The sequence below is a fragment of the Brucella sp. LJL56 genome, from assembly GCF_054871705.1.
On sequence record NZ_JBTXLQ010000001.1, the window covers coordinates 806,040 to 828,255 of the forward strand.

Here is a 22,216-nt window from a genome sequence, read left to right on the forward strand (position 1 = left end):
ATGGAAGCGGATTTCGTCATTATCGGCTCCGGCTCCGCCGGATCGGCCATGGCCTATCGCCTGTCGGAAGACGGTCGTTATTCGGTGATCGTCATAGAATATGGCGTTCCAGACGTTGGCCCGTTGATCCAGATGCCCGCCGCCCTCTCCTTCCCCATGAATATGGAGACCTATGACTGGGGCTTCTCGACCGAACCGGAACCGCATATTGGCGGGCGCAGCCTTGTGACGCCGCGCGGCAAGGTGCTGGGCGGCTCGTCTTCGATCAACGGCATGGTCTATGTACGCGGCCATGCCCGCGACTACGACCACTGGTCGGAAAGCGGCGCGCGCGGCTGGGCCTACGCCGATGTGCTGCCCTATTTCAAGCGGATGGAAAATTCGAGCGGTGGCCAGGAAGGCTGGCGCGGCACCAGCGGCCCGCTCTACATCCAGCGCGGCAAGCGCGACAATCCGCTGTTCCATGCCTTTGTCGAGGCTGGCCATGAAGCGGGCTTTGAAGTGACCGAGGATTATAATGGCGAGAAGCAGGAAGGCTTCGGCCCGATGGAGCAGACGATCCATAATGGTCGTCGCTGGTCTGCCGCCAATGCCTATCTGAAGCCGGCTCTCAAGCGCCCGAATGTCAAGCTGGTGAAGGGGTTGGCGCGCAAGATCGTGCTTGAGGGCAAGCGCGCGGTTGGTGTTGAGATTGAGGCGGGCCGCAGCTTCTCGACCATCCGTGCACGGCGCGAGGTCATCATTGCCGCTTCGTCGATCAATTCGCCAAAACTGCTGATGCTCTCCGGCATAGGCCCGGCGGCGCAGCTTAAGGAACACGGCATCGAAGTGGTGGCCAACCGTCCCGGCGTCGGCCAGAACCTGCAGGACCATCTGGAAGTCTATATCCAGCAGGAATGCACACAGCCGATCACGCTCTATTCCAAGCTGAACCTGTTCTCGAAAGCGAAAATCGGCGCAGAATGGCTGTTCTTCAAGACGGGCGACGGTGCAACCAATCATTTCGAGTCCGCTGCTTTCGTACGCTCGAAGGCTGGCGTGGAATATCCGGATATCCAGTATCACTTCCTGCCAGTCGCCATCCGTTATGATGGCAAGGCAGCAGCAGAATCGCACGGCTTTCAGGCCCATGTCGGGCCGATGCGGTCGAAGTCTCGCGGCAGTGTAACGCTCCGTTCGGCCAATCCGCGCGAAAAGCCTGTCATCAAGTTCAATTATATGTCGCATGAGGACGACTGGGCCGACTTCCGCCACTGTGTACGGCTGACCCGTGAAATCTTCGGACAGGCCGCATTCGACGCCTATCGCGGCGCGGAAATCCAGCCCGGCGCGCATGTTCAGAGCGACGATGAAATCGACAATTTCATCCGCGAGCATGTCGAAAGCGCCTTCCATCCATGCGGCACTTGCAAGATGGGTGCGGTTGACGATCCGATGGCAGTGGTCGATGCTGAATGTCGGGTGATCGGTGTCGAAGGTTTGCGCGTTGCGGATTCATCCATCTTCCCGCGCATTACCAACGGCAATCTCAATGGCCCGTCGATCATGGTCGGCGAAAAGGCCTCCGATCATATTCTCGGTCGCACGCCGCTCGCGCGCTCCAATCAGGAGCCGTGGATCAATCCGCGGTGGAGAGAGGCGGACCGCTGATGCGGTCGAGGGGAATAGGGCAATAAGTCAGTAGGGCAATATGTTGGCTCGTGTTCCCTGCGCTTAAAAACATACTGCCTTATTGCCATACTGCCCTACTGCCTTACACAAGGAAACAACAATGAAAGCACAACCCAAAGCTTCGCACTTCATTGGCGGCGCATTCGTGGAAGACAAGGCGGGCAAGCCTTTGCCGGTCATCTATCCGGCAACCGGCGAAGAAATTGCCAAGCTCTATTCGGCGACGCCGGATGTGATCGAAGCGGCTTACGCGGCAGCGCTGAAAGCGCAAGGCGAATGGGCAGCACTGAAACCCGTTGAACGCGGGCGCATCCTGCGCCGCACGGCGGAAATTCTGCGCGAGAAGAACAAGAAGCTGTCGAAGCTCGAAACCCTCGATACCGGCAAGGCGCTTCAGGAAACTTTGGTGGCGGATGCGGCCTCGGCAGCCGATGCGCTGGAGTTCTTCGGCGGCATCATTTCCGGCTTCAACGGCGAGTTTGTGGAGCTTGGCGGCTCGTTCGCCTATACGCGCCGCGAGGCGCTCGGCATTTGCGTCGGCATAGGCGCATGGAATTATCCGATCCAGATCGCCGCGTGGAAATCCGCGCCTGCGCTCGCCATGGGTAATGCTTTCATCTTCAAGCCATCCGAAAACACGCCGCTTTCAGCGCTCGCATTGGCGGAAGCCTATAAGGAAGCGGGCCTCCCCGATGGTCTTTTCAATGTCGTGCAGGGTTTCGGCGATGTGGGTGCCGCACTGGTCAACCATCGCCTGACAGCCAAGGTGTCCCTCACCGGCTCTGTGCCGACCGGCAAGCGCATCATGGCGCAGGCGGGCGAACATCTGAAGCATGTCACCATGGAACTTGGCGGCAAGTCCCCGACCATCGTGTTCGATGACGCTGATCTTGAGAGCGCTATAGGCGGCGCAATGCTCGGCAACTTCTATTCGACCGGGCAGGTCTGCTCGAACGGCACCCGCGTCTTTGTTCATAAAAAGGTGCGCGAGCGCTTTGTCGAACGCCTTGTGGAACGCACGCGCAAAATCCGCATCGGCGATCCGCTTGATGAAGCAACCCAGATGGGTCCGCTTGTCAACGGTGCCCAGCGTGACAAGGTTCTGTCCTATATCGAAAAGGGCAAGGCAGAAGGCGCCACACTCGCCTGCGGCGGCGGTGTGCCGAAACTGCAAGGCTTTGACAAAGGCTATTTCATCGAGCCGACCATCTTCACGGATGTGACCGACGACATGACCATCGCTCGCGAGGAAATCTTCGGGCCGGTGATGAGCGTTCTGGAATTCTCCGACGAGGACGAAGTGATCGCACGCGCCAACGATACCGAATTCGGTCTGGCGGCGGGCGTATTCACTGCGGACATCGCACGCGGCCATCGCGTCATCGGCCAGATCAAGGCCGGGACATGCTGGATCAATGCCTATAATCTGACGCCTGTGGAAGTGCCATTCGGCGGCTACAAGCAATCCGGCATCGGACGCGAGAACGGCATTGCCGCTCTCACCCATTACAGCCAGATCAAGACTGTCTATGTTGAAATGGGCAAGGTCGACAGCCCTTATTGACCGCTGTAATCGGCCCGTGGAACTGCATTCGGTTCTGCGGGCGTCGGCGTACAGTCATAGCGGTAAAGCTGCGGCGATGGCACTGCCTGCGGATAGACTATGGCACGTGGTGACCGTTGACTGGCGGGAACTGACGGTGAATTCCATAGAGGCATAGCCCAGGACGGCCTTGTCACAGTATCCGAAGCACCTGTTCCCTGAATGGGGATGCGCCGACATTCCGTCCCGAGATTGCCGTTCAGCCCAGCCGCAGCGGCAACATGCGTAGAGCTGAGCACGGCAAGTGCCAAAACAGCATAAAACAATCTCATATCGGAACTCTTTTCAAACAGCATCACCATAGGGTGACAGCGGTCAAACCCGCGATAACAACGGGTTCGTCTTGCACAACCCCACCCTATGCGAGCCGACAAGATCGCCAGTATTTTTCAGGCTCACAATCCCACAGATAGAGGATTTACCGAGGCGTTCAACAGCAGGCTCCGGGCCGAGTGTTCAAACCTGCGCGAGGCTCCGGAAGTTTGATGTGCGCTCAATCCGTCAGCCATACTCAACCTTCGTAAATAGAAACCTGATTATTCCTTATTTCGCATAAATTAAATAAATAATTGACCCTAAATTTTAGATTATATCACCAATAATATTTTAATATAATAATATCTTGATTGCAATTTATTGGTAACAAAATTCAATTTAATCACTACCAACTAACATATTATTGATTTTTCATTTATAATTCCCTTCCGTATCAATGACCATGACTTTGGCTAAACGGTTCATGATGATCAACGAGACTTCAATTTCGACGGACATGATAGAGGACCAGCTCCGCAATGAGTTCTGGCGAGCTGTTCTCAAACCCATGTATGAAATCGCGGACGAGAACAAGAATTATCAATTCTCCGGAACGATTGTTGCGCGTTCGCTGGTATCCATGCAGATTGGCGCAACCTCGTTCAATTCACAGAACTACACGCGCGCACCCAAGCTCATAGCTCAGGGCGGGCTAAACCACTATGTCCTGCAACTTATCACCGGCGGCGATCTACGCGGCGATTTCAACGGCGTCGATGTCGTGGCGAAACAGGGCAATATCGTTATCATCGATCTGACCCAGACGGTGGAGAGCCAAGCATCCGGCGGTTCACGCATCACAGTGGTGATTCCACGCGATGAGCTGGAAAAGATTGTAGGCTGGCGCAACCTGCACGGCCTTGTCATGCCTGCGGATGCTGCCATGACACGTCTGCTTTTCAGTTATCTCAGCAGTCTCCAGTCGTTGAGCGGGGACCTGGACAAGACCGAGGCGCAATCGGCGCAGGACGCAATGCTTATATTACTCGGTGCCAGCATCAACGGCACAGAAGGCGGTGCGATCGAGAGCCTTCCGGTCAATCTACCCATACGCAAGCGCATCCTCGCCTATATCGACGAAAATCTGTCCAACCCACTGCTTGGACCACATCTTATCGTCAAGAATCTCCGCCTCTCCCGTTCACGTCTTTATCGGACGTTCGATACGGATGGTGGCATAGCCAGAATTATTCGCGACAAACGGCTGGATCGTGCCTATCGCATTCTCGTCGATGAACGCGGTCGACACGTATCGTTCAAGGAAATCGCCTATCGCTGTGGCTTTCACGACGGTACACAATTTACCAAGGCATTCAAAATTCGCTTTGGCATGTCGCCAAGGGATGCTCGCGAAGCTGACGCGCCGTTGCTATCATCAGGCATGGTCAACTTCGACTATACCGCTCACGTTTCGAAAGAAGCGGCCAAGTGCGGCGTGGTCAATCTGTGAACCATCGGTCAGCCTGGTGAGAGACGTTTCAGAAAATCATCGCACCAACGGTTTACATCGTGCTCGGTCAAAAAAGTCATCATGCTTTCAAAGCGCTCCTTGCGCTCCTCAAGCGGCATGACAAGCGCGCGGGCCATGGCATAGGCCATCGCCTCGGTGTCATAGGGATTGACCAGAAGTGCTCCATTGAGTTCCTGCGCCGCGCCTGCAAAACGGGATAGCACCAGCGCTCCGGGATTCTGAGGGTCCTGTGCGGCAACATACTCCTTGGCGACAAGATTCATGCCGTCACGCAACGGCGTGACCAATCCGACATTGGCGAGCCGATAGAGCCCTGCCAGCACCTCGCGGTTGAGCGAACGATTGATATAACGTATCGGCGTCCAGTCGACCGTGGCGTTCGCTCCATTCACCCGCCCGGCAAGTTCCGCCACGGCGCGTTGCATGTCCTTGTATTCCGGTACTTCGGAGCGAGATTTCGGGGTGACCTGCAGAAAGGTGACCTTGCCGCGATTGCCGGGATCGACCTTCAGGAAATGCTCAAAGGCTTCCATACGATTGGTGATGCCCTTGGAATAATCGAGCCTGTCCACGCCGATGATAAGATCGCGATCCAACATGCTCTCGCGCATGCGCTTTACCGTCGAATGGCGTTGCGCTTTAACGGCAATCTCGGCGAATGCGGCGGTTTCGATACCGATGCCGAAACGCTCGGCCCGAAACTGATGCCCGAACGCCTCGAACAGCCCATCGTCATCCAGCGGCTTGCCAATTTTCTCACGTCGCAGGCAACCGATGAAATTGTCGACGTCATTCTCGGTCTGAAAACCAATGACATCATATGAAGCCAGGCCGCGCATGATGGTTTCATGCACGGGCAGCGTGAACAGAATATCGGCGGGCGGCCAGGGAATATGCAGGAAGAAGCCAATCCGGTTGGTAACGCCAAGATTGCGTAGTTCCGCCGCCAGCGGGATGAGATGATAGTCGTGGATCCAGATCACATCATCCGGCTCGATCATTGGCAGGAGATGGCTCGCAAACAGACGATTGACCCGGAAATATCCGGCCATGTCCTTGCGGGTATAATCGATCAGATCAAGGCGATAGTGACAGAGCGGCCAGAGCATTCGGTTGGCGAAGCCTGCATAATATTCGTCGATATCCTTCTTGTGGAGATCGAGCAGCGCATAGCGAATAGGCCCTGCATCGCGGATCGTCAGCTCCTGCGCCTGACGATTGGGGAGCGTCTTGCCGGACCAACCGAGCCATATGCCACCGCGTTCACTGAGCGCGGCATGCAGCGCAACCGCCAGCCCGCCTGCAGGTGCCTTGCCCTGTTCGTCGGGCAAGGGAACACGATTGGAGACCACGATCAGCCGTCCCATACATCAAGTCCTTTCATTGTTTTGCTTGTCCGACACACCAGAAAGGTGGAATAGCCAGAGGCGAAGCTCATCAGGATTTGCGAACCTCGCAGCGCCCGGACGATCGATTGCGCGACCGACCACGACGGCGGTACCGCCAAGATCGTTCGCCGCGTCGAGCATGGATAAATCTGTCAAATCATCGCCGAATGCGACCGGTATCCTGCCCGGAAACGGCTTTTCTCCCATGAGGCGGCGTAGGGCCACGCCCTTGTCGCTAATCGCCGGGCGCAATTCAAACACCATCTTGCCAGACTGCACGATCCAGCCCGGTCCGGCCAGCTTCATGGCCTTGCCGACGAGATCATGCGCCAGATCGGCCTTTTCAGGCGCGGCGCGATAATGCAGCGCGACTGCACTCCCCTTGTCCTCGGCGAGAAAGCCGCTGACGCGCAGTGCCGCCTGTCGCAAAAAATCCTTGGCGATCAGAAAATGCTCGTCCGGCTCAATCAATTCGACCAGCCCGGAAGCATGCCGGAATTCGGCCCCATGCAGCGCAGCTATCGGGCCATGATAATCGGGAAAGCGCTCCTCGATAAACGCAATTGCCCTTCCGGTGACCAGCGCCATTGCACCGGACAGCCGCTCGGAAAGCACCGAAAGCGATTCCTGCAGATCGGAAGGAACGATAACGCCGTCAGGATTGGCGGCAATATCGAGCAGGGTTCCGTCCACATCGAAGAAAAGGGCGTGTTTTTGAAAGTCGATGACCGGCATACCGATCTGGTCGGTTGCCGGGTCCTGTTCCTTGCTGGGCATGTTAAGGCAAACATCCGCAATGGCGAATGGTTCCCGAATAAATTCGGCCAGCTCCCATTTCCTACCGGTCAGACGGCCCTACGTGCGCCCATAGACGTCATCGAAACGCACGATATCGTCTTCGCCCAGATATTCACCGCTTTGCACCTCGATCAGCACGAGCGGCAGAATGCCTGGGTTTTCGAGCCGATGACGAAAGCCGCAGGGAATATAGGTCGACTGGTTGGTCGTGAGCAGAATCTCGCGATCGCCATTGATGACCTTTGCGGTTCCCGACACAACGATCCAGTGTTCGGAACGGTGGTGATGCGCCTGCAGGCTCAAGCGTCGTCCCGGCTTCACTTCGATCCGCTTGATCTTGAAACCGTCGCCCTCTTCGAGAACCGTATAGGTACCCCATGGACGATGGGCCGTGCGGTGAAGCTTGGCCGCTTCATGGCCGCTTGCCCGTAGCTTATTGAAGACGTTGCGCACTTCCTGCGCCTTGTCGCGATGGGCGACCAACAGCGCATCAGGCGTATCCACGACAAGGAGGTCGTGAACGCCAACAAGGCTGACCAGACGGGTTTCGGACAAAACAAAACTGTCGGTCGTATCCTCAATGACCGTTTCGCCGCGCAGGCGATTGCCATCATCATCCGGTGGGATGAGATCGGCCATAGCTGCCCAGGAGCCGATATCGGACCAGCCGCATGACACCGGAATGCAGGCAATATTGTCGGCCTTTTCCATGATCGCGTAGTCAATGGAAATCGCAGGCGCGGTTGCAAAATCGTCCTTTGCGATCTCAACGGTCTTGGTCTCGCCATTGACACCGCGTCGGGCATGTTCGAGCGAAGCCTGCACGGCGTTGAAAATGTCCGGTGCAAAATGCTGCATCGCTGCGATCATGGTTTCGGCGGTGAAACAGAACATGCCGGAATTCCAGAAATATCGACCGCTTTCGACATAGCCCTGTGCGGTCTCCGCGTCGGGCTTTTCGACGAAACGCAGCACATCTGTGCCTTCGGTCTCGATATAGCCAAAGCCGGTTTCCGGACGATCCGGAACAATACCGAAGGTCACGATACGGCCTGTTTCGGCAAGTTGTCGGGCCTTCGAGACAGCCTCGGCAAATGCAGCTTCGTCCTCGATCAGATGGTCCGCGGGCATGACAAGCAATGTTGCGTCATGTCCGTGGGTCGCTGCGGCATGCAGGGCGGCCACAGCAACAGCAGGCGCCGTATCGCGCCCGAAAGGCTCCAGCAGAAACGCGTTGTCGATTTTCGGCGCTTTTGCATCCGCATAGGCATCAAGCGTCAGGAACAGGAAATCGCGATTGGTCACGGTGAGGATGTGATCCGCGCCGTCCAGCTTGGCCGCGCGCTTATAGGTCTTGCCGATCAGGGTGCTGCCATCGGGCAGTTCGATGAACGGTTTCGGGTGCGCATCGCGCGAAAGCGGCCACAACCTGGAACCGGAGCCGCCGCTGATAATGACAGGAATAAAGCTCATTGCTCAGTTGTCCTTCGTTGCGTTGCGGGCGATAGCAAGTCCCGTTTCCAGAAGCGTCTCGGCCTGGCTCTCGTCTGAAGCTTCCACATAGCATCGCAGTTCCGGCGCATTGCCGGAAGCGCGATAATGGATTGCATTGCCTGAATGGAAGAAGAGTTTCACACCGTCAATCATTTCGGAGCGGACAATCGGATCATCCATTAGAAACAGTTCGTTTCGTGTCATGTCGTTTTTGAGTAAGGACGAGAATGCGAGACTCTTTTCCTGCGGGATATTCTGAAGCCTGTCGCTAAGAGCAAAACGGAAATGAAAGCCTGCCGCGATTTCAGAAAGCGGCTTGCCAAGTTCCTTGATGGAAGCGAGGCTGCCGAGAATCGGCAGCAATGCGTCACGGGTCGACAGGGCGGTCAGTACGCACCCATCCCGCCTGATATCCGTACCGAGCAACACGCCGCTATTGGCCTCAAAACCGATAACCGCCGATATGCCCCCCTCAATAGCCTGCGCCATGCCTTCGATGACGTAGGGGGAGCCCACACGGGTTCTGACGACGCGGTCGAAATGCGTTTCAAGAGCGGAATTGGACGTAACCGGCGTTACGATCGTTTTGACGCCAAGCCAGGTTGCGGTAATCGCTCCCACAAGATCGCCACGTATGAAGTGCCCCTTCTCGTCCGCGATCAGCGGGCGATCGGCATCCCCATCGGTGGAAATAATGGCATCGAAATGGCTTTCCTTCGCCCATTGATCGAGAAGCTCAATATCTTCGGAACGCAGAGCTTCTGTGTCGACAGGTACGAATGCATCGGAACGCCCCAGCGGTACCGCCTCCGCTCCCAGCTCCGTTAAAATGCGGACAATAAGATCACGCGCTACTGACGAGTGCTGATAGACGCCGACACGCAGACCTTCGAGGCTTTCAAATCCCAGAAATCCAACATAGCGCTTCACATAGTTGTCGATAACATCGCTGCTACGGGATGCATCATGCGAATGACGAAAGGCAAGATTTTCAGGCAGGGCGGCGTAGACGCTGCTGATGGCAATCTCGTCGTTCTTATCGATTTCTCCGTCGCGCCGATAGAATTTGAGCCCATTGCGATCATCGGGAATATGGCTTCCGGTGACCATAATGCCCGGCGCTTGCTGCGAGATCGCATAATGGCTCAATGCCGGGGTTGGCAAAACACCGCAATCGACCGGCTGAAAGCCTGCATCATCTATTGCCGCCATGCATAATGCTGCAATGGCCGAACTGGAGGGGCGAAGGTCGCGACCGACGAAGACCTTGCCGCCCTGCTGCAGCTTTCCGGCTTCCGACAGCATTCCAACAAAAGCAAAGGAATAGGCATAAGCGGGCAAACCATTCAGCTCGTCCGCCAATCCCCTAAGACCGCTTGTGCCAAATTTAAGGGATGTTCCGCTCATGCTTTCCGCCAGCTCTCTTCCAATGTCGAATACACAACGCCCGCAAGGGCCTCCCAGCTCAACCGTCTCGTCATCTTATAACGTGAACCTGAAAACGATGATCCCCACAATAAGGAGCAAGCATATGCACCTTATTGTGGGTCATAATCCGTATAGGCAAGCAATTTCAAATCCTTACCGCTGTCTGCATTCATAATTACTGTTCTGCACGCATTGATTGGAATTATTGTCGCCAGAAACGAAAAACGCGACACCGATCCTTGAGCGATGCCGCGTTAGAAATTTCGTTCATCAATACACTATATCAGTCTGGTCACTACATCGCGTAAGGATGACTGCCAATGTGGGGCCGACCAGTTGAATACCTGCTGGAATTTGGCCGTCGACAGGCGCGAATTGGCAGGGCGTACAGCCTTGGTCGGATAATCGGCAGTCGCAATATCCGTGACAGTCGCCATTGGCCCGCCGGGCCTGGCGCTTTCATCGAATATGGCGCGTGCAAAGCCGCTCCAGTTCGTATCACCTGTGCCCACCAGATGATAAACACCATAGGCGGAAAAGTCCGGCGTGGCCGCCAAATGATCCGCCACCCCGATAATCGCGTCGGCGATATCGAGCGCACTGGTTGGGTTGCCCCATTGGTCAGAAACGACCGAGAGCGCATCACGCGTCTCCGCCAGCTTCAATATCGTCTTGACGAAATTCTTGCCAAAGGGGCTATAGACCCACGCCGTCCGCAAAATGATGTGGCGTGGATTGGCTCGCGCAACCAGACGCTCACCTTCAAGCTTGGAGCTTCCGTAGACGCTGCGAGGTCCGGTAGCATCCGTTTCAGCATAGGGTTCGTCAGCGTCGCCCGCAAAAACATAATCCGTCGACAGGTGGATAACGGGAACGCCGCAGATCTTCGCCGCTTCGGCAACTGCTTCAGCGCCAGTGGCATTCACCGCAAAGGCAAGTTCCTGCTCATCCTCGGCCAGATCCACCGCCGTGTAGGCGGCGGCGGATACAACAAGGTCGGGCTTGATTGCCTCAATGGCACTGCGCACAGTATCCGGCTTTGTCAGATCCAGTTCCGGGCGACCCAACGCAATCACTTCCAGATCGGGTCGTTGAGCTGCCTTCTCAAGAAGGCTCTGGACAACCTGCCCTTCCCGCCCGGTGACGAGGATTTTCATGCCTTGACCTCTTTTGCTGGCGTGCTGCCCAGACGCTCACCAGCATAGGTACCGCTGCGGATCGGTTCCCACCACCATGTATTATCGAGATACCATTGAATGGTTTTTTCCAATCCCGTCTCGAAGGTTTCCTGCGGTTTCCAGCCCAATTCGCGCTCGATCTTCGAAGCGTCAATCGCATAGCGGCGGTCGTGGCCAGGGCGATCTGTCACGAAGGTTATCAAATCGGCATAACTCTTGCCGTTTGCGCGAGGTCGTTTCTTGTCGAGAATGGAGCAGATCGTTTCCACCACATTCAGGTTGGTACGCTCTGCACGCCCGCCGATATTGTAGCTTTCGCCCAGCTTTCCAGTGGTCGCGACCAGTGCCAGAGCACGCGCATGATCCTCGACATAGAGCCAATCGCGCACATTCGCCCCTGCCCCGTAAACCGGCAGCGGCTTTTCATCGAGCGCGTTGAGAATGACGAGCGGGATCAGCTTTTCCGGAAAATGGAACGGTCCATAATTGTTGGAGCAATTGGTGAGCACGACCGGCAGGCCGTAGGTTTCATGCCATGCGCGTACCAGATGATCGGAGGCCGCTTTCGAAGCCGAATAAGGCGACGACGGCTGATACGGGGTTTCTTCGGTAAAGATGCCGCTATCGAAAGGCAGATCGCCAAACACTTCATCCGTCGAAATATGGTGAAAACGAAAAGCCGATTTGCGTGGCTCCGGCAGTTCGCGCCAATAGGCGAGCGCCGCATTGAGCAGACGGAATGTGCCAATGATATTGGTTTCGATGAAAGCCGCCGGACCATCGATGGAGCGGTCAACATGGCTTTCCGCCGCCAGATGCATGACCACGTCGATTTCGTGGGCGCGCAACGCTTCCAAAACGCCCATGTCATCACAAATATCAGCTTGAAGGAAACTGTAATTCGGGTGATTTTCGATTTGGCGGAGGGAGGCCAGATTGCCCGCATAAGTCAGTTTATCGAAATTAACGACATTGATCTTCGGATCAGACGCCAGATGGCGACAGACGGCCGAACCAATGAACCCTGCTCCACCGGTAACGAGAATATTCATATCATTTCCTCAAGCAAAAACTTCTGCGTCAGCAAAAAGCGGGGCCTTCTGATCCTTGTCAGAAAGCTGGACGCCTGAAGATGCAATTGGCCAATCGATACCAATGGCCGGATCATCAAATCGGATGGAGCGGTCGTGCTCAGGAGAATAATAATTCGTCACCTTGTAGATAACTTCAGTGTTCTCCACGAGCGTCATGAAGCCGTGCGCGAAGCCCTTCGGCACAAGAATCTGGTTCCATTTTTCAGCCGAGACTTCCAACGCAACCCACTTCCCGAACGTAGGTGAGCTTTTGCGGATATCGACCGCAACATCGAGAATTGCACCGCGCGTAACGCGCACCAGCTTGTCCTGCGCAAATGGCGACAACTGATAATGCAGCCCACGAACAACGCCTTTGGCGGCCGAAAAAGAATGATTGTCCTGAACGAAAGTCAGATCAATCCCGGCTTCGGCGAATGATTTCGCATTATAGGTCTCGGAGAAAAAGCCACGGTCGTCGCCGAATTTACGAGGGCTGATTTCCAGAAGACCATCGAACTCCAACAGGCGAACTATCATCTTTCGCTACCGATTTCCTCGACGCGACGACGCAGATAGGCAGCATATTCGGTCTGGCCAAGTTTTTCCGCCCGTTCGAGAACGGCGTCTCCATCGATCCAGCCTTTTTCAAACCCGATTTCCTCAGGACAGGCAATCTTGATGCCTTGCCGTTTCTCGATAGTACGTACGAAAGACGACGCGTCCTGAAGGCTGTCATGCGTTCCGGTATCAAGCCAGGCATAACCCCGTCCTAGCTGCTGGACCGTAAGATCACCGCGCTGAAGATAGATATTATTGATGGCTGTGATCTCCAGTTCACCACGCGCGGAGGGTTTGAGTGAGGCGGCAATCTCAACGACATCATTGTCGTAAAAATATAATCCGGTTACTGCCCAGGAGGATTTGGGCTTAATCGGCTTTTCTTCAATGGATTTTGCCTTACCGGTTGTCTTGTCGAACTCAACCACACCATAGCGCTGGGGGTCTTCCACCCGGTACGCAAATACGGAACCACCCTTATCAAGACGAGCAGCACTTTGGCATAACTGAGACAGGCCGTCGCCGAAATAGATATTGTCCCCGAGGATCATCGCCACGTGGTCGTTACCGATAAAATGGCGACCGATGATGAAAGCTTCCGCCAGACCGTTGGGTTGCGGCTGCTCTGCAAAAGAAAAATTCATGCCGAACTCGCTGCCATCTCCAAGCAGCTTGCCGAAAAGCGGCAGGTCATGCGGCGTCGAGATAACCAGAACATCCCTGATCCCCGCCAGCATCAACACGCTCAACGGGTAATAGATCATAGGCTTGTCATAGATTGGAAGAAGTTGCTTCGAAACGGCTATCGTCAGGGGATAAAGACGTGTACCACTTCCACCGGCGAGGATAATGCCCTTCATGTACGCCGCGCTCCAATCTTTATTTCCTTGAGGGTAAGAATATTGGAAACTGCGATAATAGACTTCGTATTGGCAAGGTTGGCAACCCGAGCTAACGCCTCAATGCATTATAAACATTCACATATTCCAGCGCCATTTTACGAGCTGTGAAGTGTTCGAGATAGCGCGCTCGCGCATTGGAACCAAAAGTCTCAGCCAGGTCTTTGTCATTTGAGATGGTTTGCATCGCTTCAGCGAGCGCTGCCGGATCTTGAGGTTGAATAACGAGTCCTGTTTTGCCGTTTAGATTGACAAAACTGGTGCCTGTGCCGATCTCGCACGAGATCATAGACTTTCCAAACATGGACGCTTCCACCAGCGACAGACCGAAAGCTTCCGAACGCAGATGTGATGGGAAGACCAAGCCTATGCTCAATTCAAGCAGCGCCGCTTTATCCGCGTCCGACACAGCCCCCACAAAATGCACATGCGACAGGTTATGCTCTCTCGCATAATCAATCAGCATGGACTTCATTGGCCCATCGCCCACGATAACGATATCTACAGTAGAGCTGCGTGCCGCCGCCAGCAAAGTGCGCAATCCTTTATAATATCGCAATACGCCGACAAACAGGAAAAACGGGCGAGGAAAACGGGCTCTCCAACGCTCCATATCGGCTACGCTGCCATGCACATAATCCGTTTCATCGAGGCCAAGCGGGATTACAGTCGTTTTGTCCTTAAACCGCTGCAAAACCTCACTTGTCGCAACATAGTTCGGAGACGTCGCAACGATCCGGTCCGCACTGCCGAGGAAGCGGTTCATCAAAGGGCGATAGAGCCGCAGTAGCAGTTTCTGCTTCACGATATCCGAATGATAGGTAATGACGGTTGGCTTTTTGGGGCGCAGCCAAAGCTGAACAATATCGCTCATCGGCCAGGGAAAATGATAATGAATAATATCGGCTCTATCACTTAATTCCTGAAAGCGCGAAAATACGTCACGAGATAAACCCGTCGATGCAAACTCGAAATCGAGCTTGGCCTTGTATGCCATATGACCATCGAAACTTCGCGTATTCTCTTCAGGAGTTGTGCTCAGAGACAAAACATCCGACGCAATACCCTGTTCAGCGGCTCCCTTCGCAATCGCATGGATCGTTCGCTCAATACCGCCAAACGTATCTGGCCAATAGGTTTTAAAAAAATGCAGAACTCGCATGTTTCTCCAATACAGATGCGTCATCACCAGCACATCTGATCGTTAGCCATCATCGGCAATTGTAAACGGTCACGACAAGCTAAAGCTCGGTCAACGTTTTTTCCGCTTCATAGCAAGCGCAAAGAATATGATAGAAAGTCGATGCTGGCGCAGGCTCGTCAAGAAGTGCACCACCTTCGGGCCATTTGTCGTACCATAAGCCCTTTACAGGCGTTTCAAGAAATGGACGAAGAGCATCAATGGCACGCAGTGCGGACTGTAGATAGTAAGCTCGCTCTTCACCTTCGCTCAACGAAGCGAACAGCAGAGCCGACTTTATCCATTCAGTTTGCGGCCAGAGCCGGGCCAGACCGTCGTGAACCGAAAAATCGTCGTACAAGCTCATGACCGCAACCTTGCGATGCTCGCACATACCATGCTCTGCTGCTATCTCGAACAGACGCTTAGCCGCCCTTATAGCATCGTCATTCTGCCGTCGTTCCGCCCACTGGCCCATCAGCCAAGACCATTCGAACTGATGTCCCGGTTCGACCACCCTCCCCTTGTCCCCTGGATAAGGTCGCCAATCGTGATCGAAGAATTCACGCAACGCTCCGGTCTTGCCATCTATGAATCTCGTTAATGCAAGATTTGCGATCTCATCGGCATATGTCGACCAGAACTGTGTTTGTGGATCTACTGCCTCCCAAGCAAGCATTGCTTCGAACAAATGCATGTGCGGATTTGAGCACAAGGGAAGCTTTGGCGGATTAGCTTCCTCAAATCCGCCAAGAGGATGGTGATAATCCGCCACGAGCGAATTCATCAAACCAAGCGCTCGCTGACGCATTTCATCAAACCGATCCGGTATGGAAACAGCGATCTGGGCGGCCGCAAAAACGGAAAAAGCCTGATTGTAGAGATCGAACGTGTGATCGATCATCTCGCCATTTTGGCCAGCAAGACTGCCATAGAAGCCGTCTTCTCGCCGGTAGACGCGATCATAATAGTCTATTCCGGCTTCAACGGTCTGTTTCCATTCGCCTTGCCAGCCCATTGCGCCAGCCTTGGCGAAACAGTAGATTTGTCTCGGATGCACGCGAGAACGACGATTATCCGCATCCGTTGCGACGCCGTTCTGTCCAATACGTTCAAAGAAACCATTATTTGGCGCATCCACACCGGCTGACAACCAAAGAGGCAACGCGTCGTTGTGGAGCCACGACGATAAGCGCTCCACTTCCGCCTGAAGTTTACGTGTCACATCATTCATTACACGGCTTTCATGCTGAAATAATCACACCATCAAACGCGTCCGAAATCATCCTCGAAGCGTACGATATCGTCCTCGCCCAGATAAGCTCCGGTTTGAACTTCAATCAGTTCAAGCAGAATTTTACCCGGATTTGAGACACGGTGTACCGCACCTTGAGAAATATATGTCGATTCGTTCTCTGACAGGAAAAGGCTCTTGTCATCGATCACTATTTCGGCCACGCCTCGAACAACCACCCAATGCTCTGAACGATGGTGATGCTTCTGCAGCGAGAGCTGTTTACCCGGCTTGATGAACAGACGCTTTACCTGAAACCGATCGCCCGACAGCAGATGGGTGTAGCCGCCCCAAGGGCGATAGATGGTCCGATGCTCCTCAGCAAGCTTCGCCGTGGCGGGCTGTTTCATCAGCGCCTTTACGATCGTGCCTACACCTTGCGCTTCTGAGAGCTTGCCGACGTAAAGTGCATCTTCCGAGGCCACAATCGTCAGATCATCGACACCATTGACCGCGACATGAACGCCTTCAGACAAGACCAGCGAATTATTGGTGTTGTGCAGGCTGACAGGTCCGCGTGCAACGTTTCCAGCCAGATCCTGTTTGCTTTCCTTCCAGACAGCATCCCACGATCCGAGATCCGACCAGTGGATTGGTGACGGAACAACAGAAGCGAGCTTTGTCTTCTCGAAAATCGCATAGTCGACGGAAATATCCGGCGCTTTCTCAAATTCGGCGCTGTTCAGACGCACAAAATCGAGATCCCGCTGTGCGGTCGCAACGGATGCCTCAGCAGCTTCATATACCGCAGGTGCGTGACGCCTGCATTCATCGAGGAAGACGTCCGAACGGAACAAAAACATGCCTGAGTTCCAGTAGAAGCCGCCAGCAGCAAGCATTTCCCGCGCAACTTCTTCCTTTGGCTTTTCCACAAAGCGCTTGATCGCACAGGCTCCGCTTTCTTCCAACTCGCCTGCTTCGATGTAACCAAAACCGGTCGCCGGTTCCGTCGGCGTAATGCCAAAAGTCGCAAGACGCCCCATGCGAGCGGCATTGCTGGCCGTATCAACAGCCTGAAAATATGCATCGTCCATTTCGATGTTGTGGTCAGATGCAACGACATGAATAAGGGTCGGTTCATCCTTGGAAGCAATCAAAGCCGCAGCCGCGATCGCCGGGGCGGTATTGCGCGCAACCGGCTCCAGGACAACGTCCGAAAGTTCGACGCCACATTCTAGTGCCTGTTCCGCCACCAGAAACCGATAGTCAGCGTTCGTTATGATGATCGGCTTCGAATAGCGCTTCGGGTCCGACAATCGTTTCAAAGTCATCTGAAAGAGGCTAAGTTCGCCAGTCAGGGCCAGAAACTGTTTTGGGCGTTGCGAGCGCGACATCGGCCACAATCTTGTACCTTTTCCGCCTGCCAAAACTACCGGTCTGATCAACATTTCACGCACTTTGCCTTCCTTTCGCGGATGAACTCAGATCGTCTCAGAGAGCTTTGCAATAAATTCGCTCAACATTCGATCAGTTTTCTCTGCGGAATCCGTTTCGATATAAATCCGCATTTCCGGAGCATTGCCTGATTGTCGGAAATGAACCGTATCGCCATTCGCAAACGCCATTCGCACGCCGTCGACAGTCGAGATTGATTCCGGTTCGGCAATCAAGGGGGAGAAACTAAAACGAAATGATTGTGACGTTTCTATAGCGCGCAAAAATGGAGCAGCGCGATCTGCGGAAACTTCCTTGACCCTATCGGCTTTCATGAAACGAGAAGGAAGTGTCGCGACCATCTCACTCAATCGCACACGCTGGTCTTTCGCCTGCACCAGAACAGCCAACGCTGGCAAAACTGAATCACGGGTTGGGAGACGACGCAATAAACCGGACTTTAACGCCACATCATCGCCGAGTAGAAAGCCGCCATTCGCCTCGAAACCAACCACTGGATGCGCCGTCGCACGCGCCATTTCGGCCACGACAAACGGGGACCCAATCCGTGTTCTGTGGATGTTCTCGAACCAGCCGCTTTCCTCCAGCGCGCTCGTCGTGCTGAGCGGCGTTACGACTGTTTTCGCACCGAGATATCGAGCCGTCAGAATACCCAATATATCGCCATTTACCTGCCTCCCCTGATCATCGATGACCAGAGGTCTATCACCGTCTCCATCTGTCGACACTACCGCATCGAGTCCATGTTCTGCGATGAATGCGCTCGCCCGAGATAGATCCGAGGGATCAAGCGCTTCTGTATCGACGGCGACGAACTTTTCCATTCTGCGGAATGGATAAACCTTCGCTCCAAGCCCTTCAAATATACAAACAAGAAGATCGCGCCCAACAGCGGAATGCAGATCGATACCGATTTTCATTCCAGTCAGCGCGTCCGAACCGAAAGAATTGATGGAGCGATTCACATATTCCTCTGCCACATCGGCCAGAGGCGCAGGCATTTTGGTGAGTTGTACTTCAATAGCTCTGCTCAACAATTCTTCCGCAAGAATACGGACAGGAACTTCGTCTTCCTTCAGGAACTCGCCATCAGGACGATAGAATTTAATGCCATTATAGGCTTCCGGGATATGGCTTCCCGTTATCATGATAGCAGGCGCGTTACGGGCCATCGCGTAGGATGCGAGTGCAGGTGTCGGAACATTTCCCGCCCATATCGGGTTCTTGCCGCCCTGCTCGATCGCAGCCAAGCACGAAGCAGCAATTCGAGGGCTAGATTCGCGCAAATCAGCGGCTACATAGACATTGTGAAATTCGAAATCACGAGCAATATGCTTAAGAAAAGCAACGACATAAGCAACACAAGTCTGGTCTGTGAAGTCAACTGCCGGGCCTCGCAGACCCGATGTTCCAAAAGTAACAGCCATTTTTAAGATCACCTCACATTATCGTCCGCTCCTATTGCCATGGAAATGCGAACGAATACAAATAAATAAAGACCAAAAGCATGATGAGGGTAGGACTTGCGTTTCTCGTCTTGACGAGGCTTGATATTCTCATTTGAGCTGGGGAAGTGTGTCAATTTTCAACTGATTGGAAAATCTGGTTGAAAACATGATCTAGAGATTAACAAAAAAATCCTGCATTGCTGCCAGAGAAGGAGACGAAAGTAAGCCAAGATAAGAGTAAATCTGGCTCACTCGTCAATTTTACTTGGTTATCATGCACCGGAAAAACGACTGAAAACCAATTCGACACTCGACAACGTATAAACTATGACCTCCTAGCAATCTTTCGGAGACGAAATGAACACAAATTCTTCAAAAGGTCTTTATATTCTGGGCTTTGGCGGTCATGCGCGCAGCGTTGCGGACGTAGCGATTCTGGCTGGCTGGAATAATTTTGTTTTCGTGGATCGGAATGCTCGAGCCGGCGAGCAGTTTCATTCTTTTGAAGTCCTGAGCAACTTTCCCGACCCCGTCAATCCTCAATGGAAAGTCTTTCCTGCGGCAGGTGATAACCGCCGCAGAAGGGAACAGGTAGACGGTGCCAAAACCGAACTGGCGACAGTCGTATCTCCTCAAGCCACTGTCGGGTTGGGAGCTAGAATCGGCGAAGCTACACTCGTCTGCCACGGCGTCCATATAGGACCAGACGCCTACGTGGGACGCGGGGTCATACTAAATACCCATTCTGTCATAGAGCATGAAGTTGAGATTGGTGATTTCTCGCACATCTCCGTCAATGCCACAATTGCAGGACGGACCAGAGTGGGAGCGAACGTTATGGTAGGGGCTGGCGCGGTTCTCATCGACTCAGTGACCATTTGCGACGATGTGATTGTGGGGGCTGGCGCGGTGGTGGTTTCCGACATTACTGAACCAGGAACCTATGTTGGAATACCGGCGCGGCGTATTGATAAAACGTTATTATAATGCCCGTATCACACGAGATTGGTTCAGTCGGCACTGAACCGTCGAAACCGTTCTGTTTTTATTTATCGCACATCTCCACCGAGAACCGTTTCATACCGTATGGGATGTGCTCTAGCGAGAGCAAGCTATGAGAATTGGTGTCGATGCCCGAAATCTGGTGCCCAAATTATCAGGCATTGGGCGCTATGTATTGGAAACCAGCCGGCATCTCACCGAGATTGGACACGAGGTATATCTATATCTTCCGGAGCCACCCAATGATCGAAACGCGCTCCCTCAAGCAGAAAACGTTGATATATCCAGCTTCAAAGGAGCGTTATCGCGTATCGTCTGGGGAAACAGTTACCTTCCGTTAAAGGTGAAGGAAGACAAGATCGATGTTTTGTGGGGTCCGGCCCACCGCCTTCCGTTGCTGCCGGTGAGCGGCATCCCGCAGGTTGTAACAATACACGATTTAGTGTGGCAGCACGCCTCCTCTACAATGCGGTTTCAAGGGTGGCTGGCCGAACGGGCCTTTATGAAGCCCGCAATCAAACGCGCCGAACGCGTCGTCGCCGTTTCAGGTGCAACAAAACAGTCGATATCTGAACTCTACCCATGGTCCAAAAACAAAATCGACGTTGTTTATCCCGGATGTACCCCATTCCTCCCTGATCGGATTTCGGTAGACCTGAAACGGTTCGATCTAGATCGACCATACGCACTCTTTGTTGGAACATTGGAGCCGAGAAAGAACCTCTTACGTCTTCTTGAGGCATTTGCATCCTTGTCCCTAGATATCAAATCTCGCCTTCTTCTGGTAATAGCAGGCGGGCAAGGCTGGGGATTAAACGACCTGACAACCGAAATTTCGCGGCTCAACATTGCTTCATCAGTCCGTTTGACCGGATTTGTCTCTGACGAAGAACTCGGCAAGCTCTACCTTGATGCACGCTTTCTTGCGATGCCTTCGCTGTACGAGGGTTTCGGCTTCCCGATAATTGAGGCCAATCAGTTGGGTGTACCCGTACTTACATCGAATACGTCTTCAATGCCGGAAGTAGGAGGGGATGCTGCCCTTCTCATCGATCCAACCTCGGTATCTTCAATCATGGATGGCCTCACGAAATTGGCAACGGACGATTTCCTACGCGCTCAACTTGCCAAATCTGCGCAAACGAACGCAGCTAGATTCGATTGGTGCCAAAGCGCTCGTGAACTCACAGACGTTTTTCTTCGCGCCTTGAACGAATACACCCAAGGATAGGACACTCGTCTCAATTCACGTTTGGTGGCAGCCGGCGTACTCCTTTTTGGGAAGTTTCGTTCCTCGTCAAGCTCAGTTACATTTTTAACGTGCGGCAATGCTCGCCGATAGCAAACAGCTTTATTTTAGTGATCAAGCGCCTATCGGCAAATGGTAACGGAATGAAGCCACAGTTGGTCTTGTCCAAGAGACAAAAAAGGAGACTAACAATGCCAATCTCCAGATCCCCTTTTCCGTCTCCCAGCGTAGCAGGAGACATCCAGCATTATTCGCCGATGACGGGTCAGCAACGGAATCAATTCGACATACGTGTCCAGAACAACGCACCGAGCAACCAGGAAGCCACTTCATCCCGGCAGGAGCCGTACCTTTATCCAGAATACGACCCTCTGGAGTGACATCTCGCAGACTAAATATTGTAGCAAGCCGGTCTCTGACTAGCCAATTAAGTAATTGTTCCTCACAATTATGAAATTTTGGGAACAATATCCGGGTAAATAGCCTCAAGCCTTGAGAGGAACAGCCGCGGAGTAATATATGCAGGGATGGAGGTGTCGCTGAAAGAGATCAGCGTGGGATTGGGCGATGCTACCGTCAAGTTGGGTCGCGAGCTCAGAGTTGGCATCTTGACACGGGCGGCGATTTCTCCGTTATCGACAAAGCATTCGAAGATATAGATCACGTATGCAATAAACCTCAAAACCCTTAGCATATTCTGTGACGAGCTCGGCATCATTGTTCGGCATTGCAACGTCCCAAGTCATTAGAGCGCGTTCCGATCTGATTG

At 53.7% G+C, this 22,216-nt stretch carries 18 protein-coding genes; 5 read left to right on the forward strand and 13 right to left on the reverse strand.

Going from position 1 to position 22,216, the window contains the following annotated elements:
• Nucleotides 1–1,650 carry a choline dehydrogenase gene (gene betA, locus ACYSN1_RS04000; protein WP_461725271.1) on the forward strand — a complete coding sequence of 550 codons (1,650 nt, stop codon included), beginning with the start codon at nucleotides 1–3 and terminating at the stop codon, nucleotides 1,648–1,650.
• Nucleotides 1,651–1,771: 121 nt separating this feature from the next.
• On the forward strand, nucleotides 1,772–3,235 hold the full coding sequence (gene betB / locus ACYSN1_RS04005) for a betaine-aldehyde dehydrogenase (RefSeq protein ID WP_461724494.1): 1,464 nt from the start codon (nucleotides 1,772–1,774) through the stop codon (nucleotides 3,233–3,235).
• On the opposite strand, the gene ACYSN1_RS04010 is transcribed toward betB, so the two are convergent.
• Nucleotides 3,229–3,546, reverse strand: a complete 318-nt coding sequence (locus ACYSN1_RS04010; protein WP_461724495.1) for a hypothetical protein — start codon at nucleotides 3,544–3,546, stop codon at nucleotides 3,229–3,231. The genes betB and ACYSN1_RS04010 overlap by 7 nt on opposite strands.
• A gap of 470 nt (nucleotides 3,547–4,016) precedes the next feature.
• Between ACYSN1_RS04010 and ACYSN1_RS04015 the strand changes: the two genes are divergently transcribed.
• Entirely contained in the window at nucleotides 4,017–5,039 is a 1,023-nt protein-coding gene (locus ACYSN1_RS04015; RefSeq protein ID WP_461725272.1) for a helix-turn-helix domain-containing protein, read from the forward strand.
• A gap of 8 nt (nucleotides 5,040–5,047) precedes the next feature.
• Here ACYSN1_RS04015 and otsA read toward each other — a convergent pair whose 3' ends face one another.
• The 12 genes from otsA to ACYSN1_RS04075 form a co-directional block, all read right to left on the reverse strand.
• The gene (gene otsA, locus ACYSN1_RS04020; RefSeq protein WP_461724496.1) at nucleotides 5,048–6,427 is read right to left on the reverse strand and encodes an alpha,alpha-trehalose-phosphate synthase (UDP-forming); all 1,380 of its coding nucleotides are present in this window, start codon (nucleotides 6,425–6,427) and stop codon (nucleotides 5,048–5,050) included.
• 3 nt (nucleotides 6,428–6,430) lie between these two features.
• Nucleotides 6,431–7,225: a trehalose-phosphatase gene (otsB, locus tag ACYSN1_RS04025; protein ID WP_461724497.1), complete on the reverse strand. Its 795-nt coding sequence runs from the start codon at nucleotides 7,223–7,225 to the stop codon at nucleotides 6,431–6,433.
• Between the two features lie 78 nt (nucleotides 7,226–7,303).
• Complete coding sequence (locus tag ACYSN1_RS04030) at nucleotides 7,304–8,719, reverse strand: mannose-1-phosphate guanylyltransferase/mannose-6-phosphate isomerase (protein ID WP_461724498.1); 1,416 nt, start codon at nucleotides 8,717–8,719, stop codon at nucleotides 7,304–7,306.
• A 3-nt stretch (nucleotides 8,720–8,722) separates the two neighbouring features.
• Nucleotides 8,723–10,147 carry a phosphomannomutase gene (locus ACYSN1_RS04035; protein ID WP_461724499.1) on the reverse strand — a complete coding sequence of 475 codons (1,425 nt, stop codon included), beginning with the start codon at nucleotides 10,145–10,147 and terminating at the stop codon, nucleotides 8,723–8,725.
• Nucleotides 10,148–10,446: 299 nt separating this feature from the next.
• On the reverse strand, nucleotides 10,447–11,325 hold the full coding sequence (gene rfbD, locus ACYSN1_RS04040) for a dTDP-4-dehydrorhamnose reductase (RefSeq protein ID WP_461724500.1): 879 nt from the start codon (nucleotides 11,323–11,325) through the stop codon (nucleotides 10,447–10,449).
• A complete protein-coding gene (gene rfbB, locus ACYSN1_RS04045) occupies nucleotides 11,322–12,398 on the reverse strand; it encodes a dTDP-glucose 4,6-dehydratase (RefSeq protein ID WP_461724501.1) in 1,077 nt (358 codons plus the stop codon). Before rfbB ends, rfbD begins: the two co-directional genes overlap by 4 nt.
• 9 nt (nucleotides 12,399–12,407) lie before the next feature.
• Nucleotides 12,408–12,959, reverse strand: a complete 552-nt coding sequence (gene rfbC, locus ACYSN1_RS04050) for a dTDP-4-dehydrorhamnose 3,5-epimerase (protein ID WP_461724502.1) — start codon at nucleotides 12,957–12,959, stop codon at nucleotides 12,408–12,410.
• Complete coding sequence (gene rfbA, locus ACYSN1_RS04055; RefSeq protein ID WP_461724503.1) at nucleotides 12,956–13,840, reverse strand: glucose-1-phosphate thymidylyltransferase RfbA; 885 nt, start codon at nucleotides 13,838–13,840, stop codon at nucleotides 12,956–12,958. Before rfbA ends, rfbC begins: the two co-directional genes overlap by 4 nt.
• Before the next feature lie 91 nt (nucleotides 13,841–13,931).
• Nucleotides 13,932–15,041 (reverse strand): glycosyltransferase family 4 protein, encoded by a 1,110-nt coding sequence (locus tag ACYSN1_RS04060; RefSeq protein ID WP_461724504.1) that lies wholly within the window; start codon nucleotides 15,039–15,041, stop codon nucleotides 13,932–13,934.
• A 79-nt stretch (nucleotides 15,042–15,120) separates the two neighbouring features.
• Nucleotides 15,121–16,293, reverse strand: coding sequence for an AGE family epimerase/isomerase (locus ACYSN1_RS04065; protein ID WP_461724505.1), 1,173 nt, complete (start codon nucleotides 16,291–16,293; stop codon nucleotides 15,121–15,123).
• Between the two features lie 32 nt (nucleotides 16,294–16,325).
• Entirely contained in the window at nucleotides 16,326–17,750 is a 1,425-nt protein-coding gene (locus ACYSN1_RS04070; RefSeq protein WP_461724506.1) for a mannose-1-phosphate guanylyltransferase/mannose-6-phosphate isomerase, read from the reverse strand.
• 24 nt (nucleotides 17,751–17,774) lie between these two features.
• On the reverse strand, nucleotides 17,775–19,175 hold the full coding sequence (locus ACYSN1_RS04075) for a phosphomannomutase (protein ID WP_461724507.1): 1,401 nt from the start codon (nucleotides 19,173–19,175) through the stop codon (nucleotides 17,775–17,777).
• A gap of 378 nt (nucleotides 19,176–19,553) precedes the next feature.
• Here ACYSN1_RS04075 and ACYSN1_RS04080 point away from each other — a divergent pair, with 378 nt between their 5' ends.
• Both ACYSN1_RS04080 and ACYSN1_RS04085 read left to right on the forward strand, forming a co-directional pair.
• Nucleotides 19,554–20,183: a NeuD/PglB/VioB family sugar acetyltransferase gene (locus ACYSN1_RS04080; RefSeq protein WP_461724508.1), complete on the forward strand. Its 630-nt coding sequence runs from the start codon at nucleotides 19,554–19,556 to the stop codon at nucleotides 20,181–20,183.
• Nucleotides 20,184–20,310: 127 nt separating this feature from the next.
• Nucleotides 20,311–21,429, forward strand: a complete 1,119-nt coding sequence (locus ACYSN1_RS04085; RefSeq protein WP_461724509.1) for a glycosyltransferase family 4 protein — start codon at nucleotides 20,311–20,313, stop codon at nucleotides 21,427–21,429.
• Nucleotides 21,430–22,216 lie beyond the last annotated feature (787 nt).

Bases quoted from the DNA above. Each gene is read 5' to 3' on its own strand.
- betA (WP_461725271.1), top strand. From the start codon at position 1: ATGGAAGCGGATTTCGTCATTATCGGCTCCGGCTCCGCCGGATCGGCC.
- betB (WP_461724494.1), top strand. From the start codon at position 1,772: ATGAAAGCACAACCCAAAGCTTCGCACTTCATTGGCGGCGCATTCGTG.
- ACYSN1_RS04010 (WP_461724495.1), bottom strand. From the start codon at position 3,546: ATGAGATTGTTTTATGCTGTTTTGGCACTTGCCGTGCTCAGCTCTACG.
- ACYSN1_RS04015 (WP_461725272.1), top strand. From the start codon at position 4,017: ATGATCAACGAGACTTCAATTTCGACGGACATGATAGAGGACCAGCTC.
- otsA (WP_461724496.1), bottom strand. From the start codon at position 6,427: ATGGGACGGCTGATCGTGGTCTCCAATCGTGTTCCCTTGCCCGACGAA.
- otsB (WP_461724497.1), bottom strand. From the start codon at position 7,225: ATGCCCAGCAAGGAACAGGACCCGGCAACCGACCAGATCGGTATGCCG.
- ACYSN1_RS04030 (WP_461724498.1), bottom strand. From the start codon at position 8,719: ATGAGCTTTATTCCTGTCATTATCAGCGGCGGCTCCGGTTCCAGGTTG.
- ACYSN1_RS04035 (WP_461724499.1), bottom strand. From the start codon at position 10,147: ATGAGCGGAACATCCCTTAAATTTGGCACAAGCGGTCTTAGGGGATTG.
- rfbD (WP_461724500.1), bottom strand. From the start codon at position 11,325: ATGAAAATCCTCGTCACCGGGCGGGAAGGGCAGGTTGTCCAGAGCCTT.
- rfbB (WP_461724501.1), bottom strand. From the start codon at position 12,398: ATGAATATTCTCGTTACCGGTGGAGCAGGGTTCATTGGTTCGGCCGTC.
- rfbC (WP_461724502.1), bottom strand. From the start codon at position 12,959: ATGATAGTTCGCCTGTTGGAGTTCGATGGTCTTCTGGAAATCAGCCCT.
- rfbA (WP_461724503.1), bottom strand. From the start codon at position 13,840: ATGAAGGGCATTATCCTCGCCGGTGGAAGTGGTACACGTCTTTATCCC.
- ACYSN1_RS04060 (WP_461724504.1), bottom strand. From the start codon at position 15,041: ATGCGAGTTCTGCATTTTTTTAAAACCTATTGGCCAGATACGTTTGGC.
- ACYSN1_RS04065 (WP_461724505.1), bottom strand. From the start codon at position 16,293: ATGAATGATGTGACACGTAAACTTCAGGCGGAAGTGGAGCGCTTATCG.
- ACYSN1_RS04075 (WP_461724507.1), bottom strand. From the start codon at position 19,175: ATGGCTGTTACTTTTGGAACATCGGGTCTGCGAGGCCCGGCAGTTGAC.
- ACYSN1_RS04080 (WP_461724508.1), top strand. From the start codon at position 19,554: ATGAACACAAATTCTTCAAAAGGTCTTTATATTCTGGGCTTTGGCGGT.
- ACYSN1_RS04085 (WP_461724509.1), top strand. From the start codon at position 20,311: ATGAGAATTGGTGTCGATGCCCGAAATCTGGTGCCCAAATTATCAGGC.